The 16,645-nt window shown below is 72.2% G+C and carries 16 protein-coding genes; 9 read left to right on the top strand and 7 right to left on the bottom strand.

All coding sequences use genetic code 11. The annotated features are described in order from the left end of the window. Positions 1–532 precede the first annotated feature (532 nt). The gene (locus B9O00_RS05810) at positions 533–1,102 is read left to right on the top strand and encodes a TMEM165/GDT1 family protein (protein ID WP_085121525.1); all 570 of its coding nucleotides are present in this window, start codon (positions 533–535) and stop codon (positions 1,100–1,102) included. Positions 1,103–1,299: 197 nt separating this feature from the next. Here the strand turns inward: B9O00_RS05810 and B9O00_RS05815 are convergent, their stop codons facing one another. Next, positions 1,300–1,812 carry a GcrA family cell cycle regulator gene (locus tag B9O00_RS05815; protein ID WP_085121526.1) on the bottom strand — a complete coding sequence of 171 codons (513 nt, stop codon included), beginning with the start codon at positions 1,810–1,812 and terminating at the stop codon, positions 1,300–1,302. Between the two features lie 405 nt (positions 1,813–2,217). Here B9O00_RS05815 and B9O00_RS05820 point away from each other — a divergent pair, with 405 nt between their 5' ends. Together B9O00_RS05820 and B9O00_RS05825 are read left to right on the top strand one after the other, a co-directional pair. After that, the gene (locus tag B9O00_RS05820) at positions 2,218–2,898 is read left to right on the top strand and encodes a helix-turn-helix domain-containing protein (protein ID WP_085121527.1); all 681 of its coding nucleotides are present in this window, start codon (positions 2,218–2,220) and stop codon (positions 2,896–2,898) included. Between the two features lie 138 nt (positions 2,899–3,036). Further along, positions 3,037–3,465, top strand: coding sequence for a hypothetical protein (locus tag B9O00_RS05825; protein ID WP_085121528.1), 429 nt, complete (start codon positions 3,037–3,039; stop codon positions 3,463–3,465). Here B9O00_RS05825 and B9O00_RS05830 read toward each other — a convergent pair. Continuing rightward, a complete protein-coding gene (locus tag B9O00_RS05830; protein ID WP_085121529.1) occupies positions 3,462–4,481 on the bottom strand; it encodes a threonine/serine dehydratase in 1,020 nt (339 codons plus the stop codon). The two genes, B9O00_RS05825 and B9O00_RS05830, sit on opposite strands and share 4 nt — an antisense overlap. A gap of 78 nt (positions 4,482–4,559) precedes the next feature. Here B9O00_RS05830 and B9O00_RS05835 point away from each other — a divergent pair, with 78 nt between their 5' ends. Then, positions 4,560–4,877 (top strand): ArsR/SmtB family transcription factor, encoded by a 318-nt coding sequence (locus tag B9O00_RS05835; protein WP_085121530.1) that lies wholly within the window; start codon positions 4,560–4,562, stop codon positions 4,875–4,877. A gap of 15 nt (positions 4,878–4,892) precedes the next feature. Here B9O00_RS05835 and B9O00_RS05840 read toward each other — a convergent pair whose 3' ends face one another. Then, positions 4,893–6,209 (bottom strand): hypothetical protein, encoded by a 1,317-nt coding sequence (locus B9O00_RS05840; RefSeq protein ID WP_085121531.1) that lies wholly within the window; start codon positions 6,207–6,209, stop codon positions 4,893–4,895. A 428-nt stretch (positions 6,210–6,637) separates the two neighbouring features. On the opposite strand from B9O00_RS05840, the gene B9O00_RS05845 reads away from it, so the two are divergent. Together B9O00_RS05845 and B9O00_RS05850 are read left to right on the top strand one after the other, a co-directional pair. Next, complete coding sequence (locus B9O00_RS05845; protein ID WP_085121532.1) at positions 6,638–7,255, top strand: CC0125/CC1285 family lipoprotein; 618 nt, start codon at positions 6,638–6,640, stop codon at positions 7,253–7,255. 78 nt (positions 7,256–7,333) lie between these two features. Further along, positions 7,334–7,561, top strand: coding sequence for a hypothetical protein (locus B9O00_RS05850; RefSeq protein ID WP_085121533.1), 228 nt, complete (start codon positions 7,334–7,336; stop codon positions 7,559–7,561). Between the two features lie 20 nt (positions 7,562–7,581). On the opposite strand, the gene B9O00_RS05855 is transcribed toward B9O00_RS05850, so the two are convergent. Together B9O00_RS05855 and B9O00_RS05860 are read right to left on the bottom strand one after the other, a co-directional pair. Next, positions 7,582–9,162, bottom strand: a complete 1,581-nt coding sequence (locus B9O00_RS05855) for a 4-hydroxyphenylacetate 3-hydroxylase family protein (RefSeq protein ID WP_200808414.1) — start codon at positions 9,160–9,162, stop codon at positions 7,582–7,584. Positions 9,163–9,256: 94 nt separating this feature from the next. After that, the gene (locus B9O00_RS05860; protein WP_143596159.1) at positions 9,257–10,075 is read right to left on the bottom strand and encodes a hypothetical protein; all 819 of its coding nucleotides are present in this window, start codon (positions 10,073–10,075) and stop codon (positions 9,257–9,259) included. Positions 10,076–10,230: 155 nt separating this feature from the next. Between B9O00_RS05860 and B9O00_RS05865 the strand changes: the two genes are divergently transcribed. Next, positions 10,231–12,318 carry an ATP-dependent helicase gene (locus tag B9O00_RS05865; protein WP_085121535.1) on the top strand — a complete coding sequence of 696 codons (2,088 nt, stop codon included), beginning with the start codon at positions 10,231–10,233 and terminating at the stop codon, positions 12,316–12,318. Between the two features lie 115 nt (positions 12,319–12,433). Further along, positions 12,434–12,781: a response regulator gene (locus B9O00_RS05870; RefSeq protein WP_085121536.1), complete on the top strand. Its 348-nt coding sequence runs from the start codon at positions 12,434–12,436 to the stop codon at positions 12,779–12,781. Positions 12,782–12,797: 16 nt separating this feature from the next. On the opposite strand, the gene B9O00_RS05875 is transcribed toward B9O00_RS05870, so the two are convergent. Then, positions 12,798–14,030 (bottom strand): polyhydroxyalkanoate depolymerase, encoded by a 1,233-nt coding sequence (locus B9O00_RS05875; protein WP_322111184.1) that lies wholly within the window; start codon positions 14,028–14,030, stop codon positions 12,798–12,800. 99 nt (positions 14,031–14,129) lie between these two features. On the opposite strand from B9O00_RS05875, the gene B9O00_RS05880 reads away from it, so the two are divergent. Then, positions 14,130–14,786 (top strand): glutathione S-transferase, encoded by a 657-nt coding sequence (locus B9O00_RS05880; protein ID WP_085121538.1) that lies wholly within the window; start codon positions 14,130–14,132, stop codon positions 14,784–14,786. 129 nt (positions 14,787–14,915) lie between these two features. Here B9O00_RS05880 and B9O00_RS05885 read toward each other — a convergent pair whose 3' ends face one another. Beyond that, positions 14,916–16,598, bottom strand: coding sequence for an acyl-CoA dehydrogenase family protein (locus tag B9O00_RS05885; RefSeq protein ID WP_200808415.1), 1,683 nt, complete (start codon positions 16,596–16,598; stop codon positions 14,916–14,918). Between the last annotated feature and the right edge of the window lie 47 nt (positions 16,599–16,645).

Here is a 16,645-nt window from a genome sequence, read left to right on the forward strand (position 1 = left end):
CAGCGCAGCGAACGAAGCAAGCGCCATGCCATGCCGTGAAGCTCCCGGCAGGGGCCGCGGAATCGCTCAGCCGTCCGCTCGGCGCGACCGGCGGCGGCGGGTCGGCCGGTCCGGCCCGCGCCACCGCCGCTGCCCTGCATTTGTGCGGCGCATCAAGACAGTTGCCTAAAATGGTATCAAAAGGATGCCTGCCTGCTTTTCAGGCATTCACGGCTCGGCCAGCCCGGATGCGCCCCCCCCAGGTCGCCGACCTCCGGCCGCCGGACCAGCCGCCGCTTGACCCGGCCGGCGGCCACGGCTAAGACCCCGCCCGTCATCTGGGGAGTAGCCAGCCGCCTGCCCCGCGCTCCGGCGTGACCGGGCGGCTTCCGCGTCAACATGCTTGGCGGGCACGCCGTGGCGCGGAAGAGCGACGGGACGACTGCGGTCGTTCCGGGTTCAGGCGAGACCAATGGCACCGCGCCTCCGACGAAGGGTCGGGCGGGAGGACGGTGCCGTTGGCCAACAACGCCCGGCCTCAGGATCGCTGCTCGTGGACATCCTTCTCACCTCGACCCTCGTCGTCGCGCTCGCCGAGATCGGCGACAAGACCCAGCTGCTGGCGATGCTGCTCGCCTATCGCTTCCAGCGACCCTGGCCGATCGCCGCCGGCATCCTGGCCGCAACCCTGGCCAACCACGGCCTCGCCGCCCTGGCCGGCGCCGAGCTCGCCGGCTGGCTCGACGGCCCCTGGTTCCGCTACCTGGTCGGCGGCGGCTTCCTGGCCATGGCGGCCTGGACCCTGGTTCCCGACCGGCTCGACGACGACCAGCGCACCGCGAGCCGCCACGGCGCCTTCCTGACCACCCTGGTCGCCTTCTTCCTGGTCGAGATCGGCGACAAGACCCAGGTCGCGACCATCGCCCTCGCCGCCCGCTTTCATTCCGTGCTCTGGGTCACCGCCGGCACGACCATCGGCATGATGCTGGCCAACGCCCCGGCGCTGTTCCTGGGCAACCGACTGCTCCGGGTGCTGCCGGTCAAGACCCTGCGCTATGGCGCCGCCCTGCTGTTCGCCCTGCTCGGCCTCTGGATCCTGGCCGAGGCCGGCGGCCTGGTCTGAGCGATCGCGGCCACGCTCCAGGCGCCACAGCGCCCGGTCGAAGCGCTCCGCGGCGGCCAGCGCCTCGGCGGCCAGCTCGGCGGCACCGCAGAGGCCAAGGCCGTCGGCACCCAGCAGCAGGTCGGCCAGGCTCGAGAGCCAGAGGCGCAGGCGCCGCGCCTCGCCGATCAGGGCCCGGCGGTCGTCGTCGGCCGGCGTCAGGCGGCCCGCTCGACCGGCTGCGCGGCCGTCTCGCCCGCCGCGCCGGCCGGGCTCCGGCGCGGCTCGCGGCAGCGGGCCAGATGCTCGGCGCAGTAGGGCCAGCCGTCGCGCTGACGGACCACCGGCGCGCCGCACGGGCGGCCGCCGTCCCGCGGGTCGCCGAGGATGAACTGGCAGGTTCGGAACAGCGCCGCGCCGCGCGGCAGCGGACGGTGCCGGCGGCGCAGGCCGAGCAACGCCTCGACCGTCGTGCCGGTCGCCGCCGCCAGCGCCATCAGGCGGCGCTGCAGTCGGCCCGGCTGCGGCTCGGCCGGTGTCTCGGGCAGGCGCGATTCGAGATCCAGGCGATGCGCCTTGGAGACCACGGCGTCCTTGGTCGTGCCGAGCCGCTCGGCGATCGCGCTGCCCGCCAGCCCCTCGGCCCAGAGCCGCTCCAGCTCGGCGATCCGCTCCGCCGTCCAGAAGCCGCGGCCGCCGGCCCGGCCGCTCGGTATCGGACTGCGCCTCATGGCCCGTTCCTCTCATATCGTCGATGTTCATGACTTGTTCCCATCTTGCGAGGATGTGCAGAGCGATGCGAATTCGTCAATGAAAATGACAAGCTCGCTTGTCGTCGTCGCTGCGCGCCACGGTCGGCCGGCGCGAGCGGATTAGGTGCTTGTTGGCAGCGATACGGCAGATTGGCAGTCCGACGAGCAGCCCGCCGGGACCCGGCGGCAGCCTCCTCGATGCGGCGGGCTCGCTCCCCCCGGCCCGCCGTCGACCTCCGCGCCGGCTCCCAACCGGCGCCCATTTTTTTCGCCCCCGTCCCGACCGCAGCCGCAGTCGCCGCTGCGCCCGCTCTTGCCCCGGCGCGAAGCAGGCGGCTAGTCTCTCCTTGACGAAATCGCAATGCGGTTGGAGGGATCGCCGCCATGGCTGTCAGGAAGGCCGGCCGCGCCGGGTCGGCAGCCGGTGCCACGCGCGTCCGGCGCCAGCGGCCTCGGGGACCGGCGCCGGCCGTGCAGTCGGCCTGGTTCCTGCGCCGCCTCTCGGAGATCGGCGAGACCCAGCGTGCCCTCGCCCGCTTCCTGGAGGCCGACCCCTCGACGGTCAGCAAGATGCTGAGCGGCGTGCGTCGCATCCGCCTCGAGGAGGCCGAGCAGCTCTCCCGCTTCCTGCGCGTGCCGCTGCTGGAGGTGCTGGAGCACGCGGGCGTCTCGGCCGAGGGCCTGGCGCCCGAGGGTCATCTCGTGCCGCTGGTCGGGCGTATCGACGGCGCCGGCCGCGTCCTGCCCGACAGGAGCCTGGACGAGCGCATCGAGCTGCCGCTGGGCGGCGGCGCCGCGCGGCACCCCGGCCTGGTGGCGCTGCGTCTCGAGGACCCCGAGAGCCTGATGGACGGCTGGACCTTCTTCTACGCCCCGAGCGAGCGGGTCGAGGCCGCGGCCGTCGGCCGCCTCGCCGTGGTGCGCAGCCGCGGCGGGCGCGGCGAGCGCCTGGCCGTGGTCGAGACCGGCGACCGGCTCGACAGCTTCCGGCTCGACCGCTTCGACGGCAGGCGGGTCACTGTCCGCCTGGCCAGCGCCGCGCCGGTGATGCTGATCCGGCCCTAGGCGGTTGTGGATAACCGCGCGGCACGCCCGTTTCTGTCGTCACAAGTGTTCTTGTTGTGTTCCTGGACGCTTGCTAGGCTGCTTGTCAGCCCGGCGGCACCGACCCTGCCGGAATCGCCCTCCGGCCAGGAAACGCCCATGCCCCGGCTCCGCTATCGCCTCGCCCCCAACCCCGATGCCGAGCCGGCGGGCCTGGACCTCGAGGCGCTGCAGCGGGCGATGCGGGCGGAGGGCTGGCGGGCCGGCTGGCGGCCGCGCGCGCTCGACGCCCGACTGCTGCACGACGCGGTGCCGGGCCTCGCCGCGGGCCCCGGCTTCGAGATCCTCGGCGATCCGCGCGGCCCCGGCTGGCTGGCGCTCCGACGCAGCGCGTCGGAGCCGGAGGCTGCCCGGACCCTGCAGCGCGAGCTGGAGGTGACCCGCCGCGCCTGGGGTCTCGCCGCCCTGCTGCCGGCCGCCGCAGAGGCGCCGGTCCGGCTTGTCGAGCAGGCACGAGACAGCGCTCTCGGGCGCGTGCTCGCCGCCGAGGCCGCCGAGCGCCTGCTGCGCCGGGCGGCCCGCGACTAGAGGTCGACCTTGTGGGTGTTGGCGCCGCACAGCAGGACGGCGACGCGCTCGTCCGGCGCCGGCCGGTAGGCGCCCGACAGGACGGCCGCGAAGGCGGCGGCACCGCCCGGCTCGCTGGCGATCCGCAGGGTGCGCCAGAGCGCGGCCTGGGCCTCGGCGATGGCCTCGTCGGGCACCAGCACGACACGCTCGACGTGGTCGCGGGCGATCGGGAACATCAGCCGGCCGACCTGCTTCGGCGCCAGGGAGTCGGCGGCGAGTCCCCCGGCCGGCGCGTCGACCGGACGGCCCGCCTCCAGGGCCCGGTAGAGCGTGGGCGCCGCCTCGGGCTCGACGCCGACGACCCGGATCGGGCTGTCGGCCAGGGCCGAGGCGACGCCGCCGATCAGGCCGCCGCCGCCGACCGCGACCAGCAGCGTGTCGACCCCGGACGCTCCCGGCGCGCCCGCCTGCGCCTCCAGCTCGAGCCCGGCCGTGCCCTGGCCCAGCAGCGTCTCGCGCTGGTCGTAGGCATGGACCGAAAGGGCACCGGTCTCGGCGATGCAGGCCTCGGCGGCGGCCAGGGCGTCGGCATAGAGGTCGCCGCCGACGACCAGCTCGGCGCCGCTCGCCTCGATGCGCGCGATCTTGGCCGGCGAGGCGACGCTGGGCACGAAGATCCGCGCCCGCACGCCGAGGGCCCTGGCCGCGTGGGCGACGGCGGCGCCGTGGTTGCCGCCGGAGGCGGCGACGACGCCGGCCTCCGGGACCTGGCGCAGCAGCAGGTTGGCGAAGGCGCCGCGCGCCTTGAAGGAGCCGGAATGCTGCAGGAACTCGAGCTTGAGGGTCAGCGGCCGGCCGGCCAGCCCGAAGTCGCCGGCGGCGACCTCCAGGAGCGGCGTGCGCCGGACGTGGGGGCGGATCAGCGCCTCGGTCTCGGCGATCGCCGCCCGGTCGATCGCCTCGCCCTCGATCGCCTCGCCGTCGACCGCGCGCTCCTCGATCGTCTCGCCTCGCCCCGCAGCCGTTCCGTCCATGCCCCTGCCCTCCGCTCCGCCTCGACAGCACGACGGCAGTCATGGCACTGTTTAGGAAATTTGCAAAGTCCCGAAATAATGACCGACGGCGACGACGCCCTGCTCGACATCCTGAAGGCCCTGGCCAGCGACAAGCGCCTCCGGGTGCTCGACTGGCTGAAGAATCCGCGCGCGCACTTCCCGGCGCAGCGCGACGGCGACCTGGTCGAGGACGGCGTCTGCGGCCTGTTCATCGCCCAGAAGCTGGGGCTCAGCCAGCCGACGGTGCACGGCCACATGAAGCTGCTGCTGCGCGCCGGCCTGGTCCGCGAGAAGCGGATCCGCCAGTGGACCTTCTACCGGCGCGACGAGGCGGCGGTCGCCGCAGCGACCCGCCGCCTCGCCGAGAGCCTCTAGCCTGGAAGCCCGGCCTCAGAAGGTCACGGTCATCAGCATGAACAGCGTGTCGTTGTCCGAGGCGCTGCGGCCGCTGCCGTCGACGTTGCTCGAGCTGCCGTCGAACTGCGCGTAGTGCACGTACTGCAGCGAGAGCCTGGGGTTGAACCAGGGATAGAAGGAGATCGGCGCCTTGTTGAAGGGCACCCAGTCGCCCTGCACCGTGAAGGCCGTGGTGTCGGGCGAGCCGCTCGGCGTGCCGTAGTAGGCCGCATCGCTGCTGCCCCAGAGGTGCGAGACCCCGCCGGTCAGGCTCCAGGTCTGATCGTAGGTGTAGGAGACGCTGGAGTTGAACGACCAGAGCTCGTTCGACGCGTTGTCGGCACCGCCGAGCGCCTGGCTGGCGTCCAGGCTCTGGGACTCGTGGATCAGGCTCGCCCGCGCCGTGACGTTATTCTGGCTGCCCAGGTACTGGTACTGGGCATCGAGGCCGAGGTCGGTGAAGGAATCGGAGCCCTGGCTCTTGTCGCCGTCCGGGTAGAGCGCCGCGTAGAGGCCCGAGGTCCCGACGGCGATGTTGTTGTTGGTGCCGAAGTCCTTCTGCCAGTCGAAGCGCCAGTAGGGCGCGACGCCGTCGGACCGGGGCGTTCCGTCGGCGCTGCCCGCGAGCGTGTCGATCGCGCCGCGCGAGAGCGTGTGGTAGAGGCCGATCTCGCCGTAGTAGCTCTCGTCCAGCATGCCGTAGACGCTGCCGCCGCCGGCGATCTGGCCGAGCCCGCCCTCCATCAGCGTGCTCGCGGCCGGCCCCGGGGCCAGCGCCGAGCTGTCGAAGGGGAAGGCCCAGACCGGCGTCGAGTTCCACAGGTCCTGCACGCCGGGATTGTTGTTCAGGCTGACGCCGTAGGTCAGGTCGTGCGACCCGATGGTCGCCTCGTCCGCGAAGCGCAGGTCCATGTTGTCCCAGGCCCACTGCTTTTCGACGCCGTCGTAGGTGCCCTGCAGGAACGCGCCGATCTTGTCGGCCAGCTTGCCGCCGTAGAACAGGCTCGCCTGGTTCATCGCGAAGTTGTCGTTGTCGCCGAAGTCCGGCGCCGCACCGCCGGGCTGGGCCCTGGCGGTGTGGGTGAAGGAGCCCTGCAGCCAGGCGCCCAGGCGCTCGTAGATCGGCGAGCTGTCGGTCGATTCGGTGTAGCCGTTCAGCTTGAACTGCCGGCCGAAGGGGGTCAGCTGCGGATAGACGGTGTGGCAGGCGCTGCACGGCTCGCCGGTCTGGCGCGCGAAGGGCGGGATGGCCCGCGCGCGATCGACCGGCACCGAGGCGATCAGGAGGACGAGAACCAGAAATATCGACAATCCGCCGATATCAAATATCCGCGCCCCGAGTGGGCAGTAGGCCCAACGCCAATTGCCCGAACATTCTGCAGATGTTCGCCGCATCGCAATAATTCCCCCGCATTTTATGTATTTCTATCGCGAATATTGTAGGAGGCGCGAGTTGCCGACACAACGAGGCGGCAGCGACAGCCCCCCGGAGCGTCCGGCCCGAGGCGACGTCGATATTTCTGATAGGAATCAATGAGATAAGGTCAAATGACTCGCCGCATCCGGGATCCCGGGCCTGTGAGGCGGAAGGTCGCAACCCCGCGGCGGACGGCCTCCGCGGTCCGCCGCCCCGCTCCGCCGGCCTGGTGGACCGCGGCGCGCACGACGGCATTTCCGCAGGCCTCCACCCGCCCCATATCCCAACCATCGTCACTGTCCGGAAGAAGAAGGCCCCGGCCATGGCCAGCCCGCGTCGCCCCGCCCTGCCCTCGCCCGCCCGCCTCGCCGCGGCACTGGGCCTGTTGCTGCTGGCCGCCGGCCTGCTCGCCGGCTGCGCGGAGCCGACGCCCTACCAGGCCAAGGGGCCGGACGGCAGGAGCCCGCGCGACGGCTATGCCGAGCAGAAGCTGGCCGAGGACCGCTACCGCATCACCGTCTCCGGCAACGAGGCGACCAGCCGGGAGACGGTCGAGGACTACCTGCTGTTCCGCGCCGCGGAGCTGGCCGGCCACCGGCACGCGCCCGGCTTCCGGGTCGTCGCGCGCGAGGTCGTGCCCGTGACCCGCTACGCCACGACCTACCTGGGCGGCGCCGGGGGCGAGATCGGCAGCGGGATGGGCGGCGGCCTCGGCCGGCCGCTCGGCTATGCCTTCGTGCCGGGGCCGCTCTACAGCCCCGGCTTCCTCGGCGGCCCGCGCGAGGTCTATCGGCGGCCGGTGACGCACTACAACGCCTCGGCCGAGATCGAGCTGCTCGACGCGCTGCCGGCCGAGCCGGCGAGCGACGTCTATGCGACGCAGGAGGTGCTGACCCGGCTGGCGCCGGTGGTCGGCCGGCCGGCATCGCCGGCGAAGTGAGCGCCGCCCCCCTTTTCGCGGTCGGGCGCGCGGCCCATATTCCAGCTTTCGGATAGCTCCTGACGAAGGAATGCCGCCATGGCGGACCGACGCTTTTCCGCGACGCTGCCAGCGTTCGCCGGCGTCCTGCTGCTGACCGCGGGCCTGGTCGGCGGCTGTGCCCGGTCCGTGTCGCCGACGACCGCGACCGCCGGCCCGGAGCAGAAGGTCTACGCGAGCGGCTACCCGTTCCGGCCGGCGCCCTTCTACAACCTCGACGACCTGGACGAGCTGAGCGGCCCCGAGGGCTATACCGCCGGCTACTGAAGGGCGGTTCCCGAAGGCGCCTAGCGGCGCGCGGCCGGATCTTCCCGCAGCGGGGCCGGCTCGCCGAGCCCGCGCGAGGGCAGCGCCGGCACCTCGCAGCCGGTCGCGCAGCAGCGGCCGGGCTGGCGCGACAGGCGCCGGCTCTCGCCCTCGCCTTGGGCGAGCGCCCCGCGGTCGAGCAGGCGCTCGACCAGCTCGGCGCGCTCGGCGACCGGGTAGTTGCGCCAGATCTCGCGCTTCATCGCCTCCGGCGAGCCGCCGCCGTGCAGCGAGATCACCGAGTACCAGCCGCCGGTGTCGGAGGCCGTCAGGTCCTCGATCAGCCGCGCGACCTCCCTGCGCTGGCTCGCCGGGATGTCGGGCCGGCCGGCCAGCACCGCCGCCAGCGAGCCGGCGGTCTCGGGGTTGTGGTCCTCCTCCGGCCCCGGCAGGGCCACGACCAGGCCGCCCGAGACGGTGTGCGCCAGGCGGTGCATGTCGTAGATCTGCGTCGCCAGCAGCAGCTTGCCGACATTGGCGAAGACCGCGTCGGGCATGACCGAGCCGGCCGGGTCCTTGGCGCAGTAGACCGAGGCCGCGACGCCGCAGGCGAAGAAGCCCTCGACGATGCGGATCAGGTCGACCATCGACTCGCGGATATGGCCGTGGCGCTCGGGGTCGAGGCCGTTGGCCTCGATCATCAGGGTACCGGCGCCGATCAAGAGGTCGCCGAAGCCGGCGCGCGCGGCGATGCAGGAGTGGCGGTGGTGCGTCGCGTAGGCGGTGGTCGCGAAGCCGGCCTCCTCGTGCTCGCCGGCCAGGAACACCCGCTCCCAGGGCACGAAGACGTCATCGAACTGCACGGCGGCGACCGACTGGCCGTACTTCGCCGAGAACTTCGCCGCCGCCTCGCCCGGCCGGCCGGCCGGCTTGGAGACGATCGTGACGCCCTCGGCATCGACCGGCACCGCGCAGCAGACCGCGAAGTCCCGGTCCTCCGGCGTCATGGTCCGGCAGGGCATGACCAGCAGCTCGTGCATGTAGGGCGCCGAGGTCACGATCGCCTTGGTGCCGCGGATCACGATGCCGTCGGCGCGCCGCTCCTTGACGTGGACGTAGACGTCCGGGTTGGCCTGTGCGCCGGGGCGCCGCGAGCGGTCGCCCTTGGCGTCGGTCATGCAGATGCCGATCGAAAGGTCGTTGTCCTGGAACCAGTGCAGGTACTCCAGGAAGCGCGCGTGGTACGCGGTGCCGTGCGCCTCGTCGGCGCGCTTCGTCGCCTGGAACAGGCCGTTGAAGCCGTCGTGGGCGAGATAGCGCTGGGCGCAGCCGGTCTCGCGGCACAAGAGGCGCACCGCCTCCAGCTTGTAGAGCAGGTCGGTCGAGGACTCGTCGACGTGCAGCATGCGGTTGACGGTCCTGCCCGAGGTCCCCTGCCGTGCCGTCATCAGGACCTCGTACTCGGGCCTGAGGGCGTAGTCGTAGGACACGCCGATGCCATTGATGCCGGGCGCCAGCAGCGGCTCGTCGGCGACGCTCTCGACCCTCTGGCCGTTGACGAAGACCCGCGGCTTCAGGCGGCGCAGGGACTCGCGGTAGTCGGCGGCGGACATCATCGGCATGGCGGCGCTCCTCCGGCGGTCGGCTTGCGGCGCCGACGTCTCCATGAAATATCTAACAGTGTTAGATTTTGGTCAAGCGTCCGGCGCCGGGGCCTCAGCTGGCGGCGAGAGCCAGCCAGTAGGCCAGGGTCGCGAGCGCCGCCGCGACGAGGCCGAGGACCCGCGCCGGATGGCTCTCGAGCGGCAGGTGCCGCGCCAGGGCGCCCGCCGCGCGCGCGGCCAGCGGCCAGGCCAGCAGGAAGCTCCAGAGCCAGAACGAGCTGAGCAGCGCCGCGTAGAGGTAGACCGCCCCGAGGCCCCGGAAGCCGGCGGCGGCGAGCAAGGTCGGCGGGATCGCCCGGAGCGCCGTCGCGCTGTCGCCGCCGAAGCCGCCCTCGCCCGCCAGGGTCAGGAACAGCAGGGCCATCGCCAGCAGGAAGATGACCAGCTTGACGCCGAGATCCTTGAGCAGGCAGCCGGCCAGCTGCGCCCGGCCGCCCGGCCGGCGCAGCTGCGAGGCGATCTCGCGGCACCAGGCGAGGCACAGGAAGTCGACGACCGCGCTCAGCAGCAGCGGCGCCGGGCCGAGCTGCCGGCCGACGGCGAGGCGCTGGAAGGAGTCCCCGACCAAGCTGTCGGCGAACACCGGATAGCGGATCAGGAAGGTCGCGAAGAAGAAGGCCACCGCGAGCAGCGACGTCAGCCCGGCGCCGAGCAGGAAGCGCCAGCGCAGGGCGTCGATGCCGAACAGGCCGTCGAACAGCCGGCCGAAGACCTGCGCGCGCTCGGCGAGAGACGCCGCGGCGGGGCCGCCGCTCAGGCGACGCGCCAGGTCGCGCCGCTCGCCCGGGCTCAGCCCGGCCTCGCCCAGCCAGAAGAAGGCGAGCACCCCGGCGCCGAACAGCGGCCCCGCGACCGCGAGCCACAAGACCACCTCGTCCCTCCTCTCCAGTCCCGCCGGCCATCTGGGGTCACCATAGCGGAACCGGCGGCCGGCGCGCCTGCGGGACGAGCGCGCGCCTTGCGAACGAAAGGGGAAACTGATTCAGTGGTCGGCTCCCACCGCCGAGTCGCCCGCCGGATCCGCCGATGCCCGCCGCCTACCTGGAAGCGCTCAATCCCGAACAGCGGCAGGCCGTCGAACACGGCGTGGCGGAACACGGCATCGCCGGCGACAGCGCGGACCCGGCCGGGCCGCTGCTGGTCATCGCCGGCGCCGGCTCGGGCAAGACCAGCACCCTGGCGCACCGGGTCGCGCATCTGGTCGTCGCCGGCGCCGATCCGCGGCGCATCCTGCTGATGACCTTCTCGCGCCGCGCCGCCGCCGAGATGACCCGGCGGGTCGAGCGCATCGCCGGCCAGGCGCTCGGCGGCAAGGCCGGCATCCTGGCCGGGGGCCTGACCTGGGCCGGCACCTTCCACGCGATCGGCGCGCGGCTGCTGCGGAGCTACGCCGCCGAGATCGGCCTCGACCCCGGCTTCACGATCCACGACCGCGAGGATTCGGCGGACCTGATGAACCTGGTGCGCCATGAGCTCGGCTTCTCGAAGACCGAGCGGCGCTTCCCGACCAAGGCGACCTGCCTCGCGATCTACTCGCGCTGCGTCAACGCCGAGGCGCCCCTGGACGCGGTGCTGCGCGAAGCCTTCCCCTGGTGCGCCGACTGGACCGAGGAGCTCCGGCGGCTCTTCGCCGGCTACGTCGAGGCCAAGCAGGCCCAGAACGTGCTCGACTACGACGACCTGCTGCTCTACTGGGCCCAGACCGTCGCCGATCCGGCCCTGGGCGCGGAGATCGGCGGCCTGTTCGACCACGTCCTGGTCGACGAGTACCAGGACACCAACCGCCTGCAGGCCTCGATCGTGCTGGCGCTGAAGCCCGACGGCCGGGGCCTGACGGTGGTCGGCGACGACGCCCAGGCGATCTATTCCTTCCGCGCCGCAACGGTGCGCAACATCCTCGACTTCCCCGGCACCTTCGACCCGCCGGCGGCGGTCCTGACCCTGGAGCGCAACTACCGCTCGACCCGGCCGATCCTGGAAGCCGCCAACGCGGTCATCGGCCTCGCCGCCGAGCGCTTCACCAAGAACCTCTGGAGCGAGCGGGAGTCGGCGGCCCGGCCGCGCCTCGTCGGGCTCGCCGACGAGGCCGCCCAGGCCCGCTACATCGTCGAGCGCGTCCTGGAGCAGCGCGAGGAGGGCCTGGCCCTGAAGCAGCAGGCGGTGCTGTTCCGCACCTCGCACCACAGCGGCCCGCTCGAGGTCGAGCTGACCCGCCGCAACATTCCCTTCGTCAAGTTCGGCGGCCTGAAGTTCCTCGACTCCGCCCACGTCAAGGACCTTCTGGCCCTGCTGCGCTTCGCGAGCAACCCACTCGACCGGGTCGCCGGCTTCCGCCTGATGCAGCTGCTGCCCGGTGTCGGCCCGGCCTCGGCGCAACGCGCGCTCGACCACATCGCCTCGGCCCTCGACCCGCTGGCCGCGCTCGCGGCCGCCCCGGTCCCGCCGCGCGCCGGCGCCGACTGGCCGGCCTTCGTCGAGACGCTGCTGGCGCTGGGCGGCGCCGGCGCCGGCTGGCCGGCCGAGCTGGAGCGCGCGCGGCTCTGGTACGAGCCGCACCTCGAGCGCATCCACGAGGACGCCGCCGTGCGCCGCGCCGACCTGGCCCAGCTCGAGCAGATCGCCGGCGGCTACGCCTCGCGCGAGCGCTTCCTGACCGAGCTGACCCTCGACCCGCCGGACGCGACCAGCGACCAGGCCGGCCCGGCGCTGCTCGACGAGGACTACCTGGTGCTCTCGACGATCCACTCCGCCAAGGGCCAGGAGTGGAAGTCGGTCTTCGTGCTGAACGTCGTCGACGGCTGCATCCCCTCCGACCTCGGCGTCGGCAGCAGCGCCGAGCTGGAGGAGGAGCGGCGCCTGCTCTACGTCGCCATGACGCGGGCCCGCGACGCGCTGGACCTCGTCGTGCCGCAGCGCTTCTTCACCCACAACCAGAGCGCCCAGGGCGACCGCCACGTCTATGCCGGCCGGACCCGCTTCATCCCGCGCGAGCTGCTCGATCTCTTCGAGCGGACCGCCTGGCCGCCGGCCGCCTCCGGACCAATTGCCGTAGGCCCCGCGCCCCAGGCACCGCGCCTGGACGTCGGCGCACGGATGCGCGCAATGTGGCGCTAGGCTGCTGGCGGGCGCCGGCCCTGCTGCATTGCCGCCGCGCTCCGACCGCAAAGGCCGCGCAGGATTCGTCGAGCCTCCCGTTTCCGGGGCGGCGGCATCGCGCTGGATGAAGGGAATGAGACGGCAGATCCTGATCGTAGAGGACGACTTCCTGCTGGCCCTGGAGATCCGCGAGATCGTCGAGGCCGCCGGCTACGAGGTGCTCGGCCCGCACCGGCGCCTGACCGCGGCCTGGGACGTCGCCCGCATCGCCGACGTCGCGGCCGCCTTCCTCGACATCCGGATCGAGGGCGGCACGGTCTTCCCGGTCGCCAACGTGCTGCAGAAACGCGGCATCCCCTTCGCCTTCGTGACCGCCAACCCGGACCTGATCACCCCGAAGATCTATCCGGACGCGCCGGTCCTCAACAAGCCCTTCGCCGCCGCCGAGCTGCAGGGCACGCTGAGGGACCTGCTGCACTGACCGGCGCGGGCGCCGCCTATTCCATCGCCAGGATCAGGTTGCGGACCACGGGATAGATCTCGCGCTCCCAGCGCTTGCCGTTGAACACGCCGTAGTGGCCGACGTTGGCCTGCAGGTGGTGGCGCTTGAGGTGCGGCCTGAGCGAGCGGCAGAGGTCGTGGGCGGCTGCGGTCTGGCCGAGGGCACAGATGTCGTCGCGCCCGCCCTCGACGGTCAGCAGCGCGGTGTGGCGGATCGCGCCTGGATCGACCGGCCGGCCGCGATAGCGGTAGTCGCCGGTCGCCAGTTCCGCCTTCTGGAAGATCCGGTCGATCGTCTCGAGATAGAACTCCTCGGTCAGGTCGAGCACCGCGAAGTACTCGTCGTAGAAGTCCTTGATCCTGGCCGCCTCCTCGGTCTCGCCGGCGGCGAGATGGCGGTAGAGCTTCTGGTGAGCCTTGCGGTGCCGGTCCATGTTCATGGACATGAAGGCGACCAGCTGCAGGAAGCCCGGGTAGACCCGGCGGCCGCCGCCGGCATAGCGCTGCGGCACGCGGGTGATGACGTAGCGCTCGAACCAGGCGAGCGACTTCTTGACGGCGAACTCGTTGACCTCTGTCGGGCTCTCGCGCGGGTCGATCGGACCGGCCATCAGGGTCATGGTTCGCGGCGTCGCCGGATTGCGGTCCTCGGACATCACGGCGACCGCGACCAGGGCCTGGACGCAGGGCTGGCAGACCGCCAGCAGGTGCGCGCCCGGCCCGATCTCCTCGAGAAAGCGGATCAGGTAGTCGACGTAGTCGTCGATGCCGAAGCTGCCGGCCTCCAGCGGCACGTCGCGCGCGTTGGCCCAGTCGGTGACATAGACCTCATGGTCGCGCAGCAGCGTCTCCACGGTGCCGCGCAACAGGGTCGAGAAGTGGCCCGACAGGGGGGCGACGACCAGCACCCGCGGCTGCGCCGTGTCGCTCTTCTTGGCGAAGCGCAGCAGCTTGCCGAACGGCAGGTCGAGCGCGACCTCGAGCGAGACCGGGACCCGGCGCCCGCCGCTCTCGACGGACTCGATGGCGAAGTCGGGCCGCGTATGGCTCAGCTCGAAGCGCGAGACCATCTCCAGGGCCGCCGCGAACTGCCGGCGCAACCCGTCGCCGAGGCCCCAGCAGGCAAAGCCGGTCGCCACCCGGAGGTTCTGCGCCATCAACCGGAACGGCGCGACAAGGTCGTCCTGCAACTGGTAGCTCTCGTAGAGCATCGCCCCCGCCCGCGGCATCCTCTCCGCCGCAGCCGATGCCGCAGCGCAAAAAATGCTAGTGCAAGCCATGCTGCATTGCGAGAGGATTGTCGTCGGCGACAGGAACGGGCGAAACGCATGGCGCGGGCGACTCTGACGATCTCCTCGAAGAACTACTCCTCCTGGTCGCTGCGCGGCTGGCTGCTGTGCCGCATGGCCGGCCTGGACTTCGAGGAGGCACCCGTCGACCTCGACCATCCCGAGACCCGGCAGGAGCTGCTGCTGCTCTCGCCCTCGGTGCTGGTGCCGCGCCTGACCCACAACGACGTCACGGTCTGGGACACCCTGGCGATCGCCGAGTACCTGGCCGAGATCAAGCCGAAGGCCGGGCTGCTGCCCAAGGACCGGGCGGCGCGGGCGCACTGCCGCGCGGTCTCCGGCGAGATCCACTCCGGCTTCTACAACCTGCGCTCGGCGCTGCCGATGAACCTCAAGGCGCGCCACAAGGCCTTCAAGATCTTCTCCGGCGCCCGGCCCGACGTCGAGCGGATCCGCACGATCTGGACCGAGTGCCTGGAGACCTACGGCGGCCCCTGGCTGTTCGGCAAGGCGCCGACCATGGCCGACGCCATGTACGCCCCGGTCTGCACCCGCTTCCGCACCTACGCGGTCGCGCTGGAGCCGGAGCTCGAGACCTACTGCCAGACGGTCTTCGACTGGCCGCTGCTGCAGGAATGGACCGAGGGCGCCCTGGCCGAGCCCGACGAGATCATCGAGCTCGAGGTCGAGTTCTGAGGGCTGGCCTCTTCCGCCGACGTCCCCTCCGTTCTGTCGTTTCCGCTCCCCCTTTTCCCGTCATTCCCGCCTTCGCGGAAATGACGAACGAGAGAGCGGAATGTCGATGAGCTCGCCGCCGGCCGGCGCCTACGCCACCCGCGCCCGCTCGACGATGGCGCGCATCTCCGGGCTGTCCTCCAGGGTACCATAGACCTGCCCCCAGCCGAGCCGGTCGCCGGCGAGGCGCGAGCGGCAGAAGGCCTGGAAGGAGTCCGGATGGCCGTCGGCATGCAGCGCGGCGGCCTGCAGGGCGGTCGCCAGCAGGGCGGTCAGGCGCCGGCCGTGGCCGTCGTCGTTGCGCGGCCGGGCCAGCTCGCCGGCCAGGCCGTCGAGCCAGCGGTCGTAGTCGGCGTCGGCGCCGCGCGCGGCCTCCAGCTCGGTCATGACGGCCTCGGCCGAAGCCGGCTCCTTCCTGAGCGTGCGCAGCACGTCCATGGCCATCATGTTGCTGGTGCCCTCCCAGATCGCGTTGAGCGGCGCCTCGCGGTAGAGCCGGGCCATCGGGTTCTCCTCGATGAAGCCGTTGCCGCCGTGGCACTCCAGGGCCTCGACGACGAAGGGCGCGGCCCGCCGGCAGTTCCAGAACTTGGCGAGCGGCGTGGTCAGGCGGGCGAAGAGGCGTTCCTGTTCGTCGGTCTCGATGCCGTCCGTCGCCCGCGCCACGCGGAAGGCAAGCAGGGTCGCGGCCTCGCAGTCGACCGCCAGGTCCGCCAGGATGTTGGTCATCATCGGCTGGTCCGACAGCGCGAGCCCGAAGCCCTTGCGGCTGTCCGTATGGTTCAGCGCCAGGGTCAGGGCCTGGCGCATCAGCCCGGCCGAGCCGACCGCGAAGTCGAGGCGCGTCAGGTGCGAGTGCGAGAGGATCTCGCGGATGCCGCGGCCCTCCTCGCCGACCAGCCAGGCCAGGGTGTCGTGGTACTCGACCTCGCTGGAGGCGTTGGAGCGGTTGCCGCACTTGTCCTTGAGCCGTTGCAGGCGCAGGCGGTTGCGGCTGCCGTCCGGCAGGAAGCCGGGCACGAAGAAGCAGGAGACGCCCGAGGCGGTCCGCGCGAGCGTGAAGAAGCCGTCGGAGACCGGCACCGAGAAGAACCACTTGTGCCCGCTCAGCAGGTAGACCCGGCCCTCGGCCGTGTCCTCCAGGAAGCGCGCCTCGGTCACGGTCTCGCGCAGGTCCGAGCCGCCCTGCTTCTCGGTCATGGCGTAGCCGATCGTGACGCCGCGCTTCTCGGCCAGGGGCAGCGGCCGCGGGTCGTAGGCGCCGGAGATGATCTTCGCGCGCCAGGCGGCGAACTCCGGCTGGCGCAGGCCCGGCCAGGCCGCGTAGGTCATGCCGATCGGGCAGGCCACGCCCTGCTCGACCTGGTTCCAGAGATAGGACAGTACGGCGCGGCCGAAGTGCCCGCCCCGCTCCCGGGTCGTCCAGGCCAGCGAGGCGACCTCGTGGCCGACCGCGAGGCCCATCAGCTGGTGCCAGGCCGGATGGAACTCGACCCATTCGATGCGGTTGCCGAAGCGGTCGTGGGTCCTGAGCTCCGGCGTGTGGCGATTGGCGAGGCGTGCCAGCTCCTGCACCTCGGCGTCGCCGGCCAGCGCCCCGAGCGCCGTGGCACGCCCGGCGACCCAGGGCGCGTACCTGCCGGCCAGGGCCGCCAGCAGGCGGTCCCCGGTGAAGGCGTTCCAGCCGGTCGCGGGCCGGGCCTGGTTGGCGGCGGCGAAGGGCGCCGCTACGGGCGCGGGCTTGGGCATGACGGGGGTGGTGATCTCGCTCAAGGCATCCTCCGCTGGTCTTCCGCACGGTCCGCCGCCGCCGGCCTTTG

Origin of the sequence: Tistlia consotensis USBA 355, assembly GCF_900177295.1 — a bacterium.
GTDB lineage: Bacteria > Pseudomonadota > Alphaproteobacteria > Kiloniellales > DSM-21159 > Tistlia > Tistlia consotensis.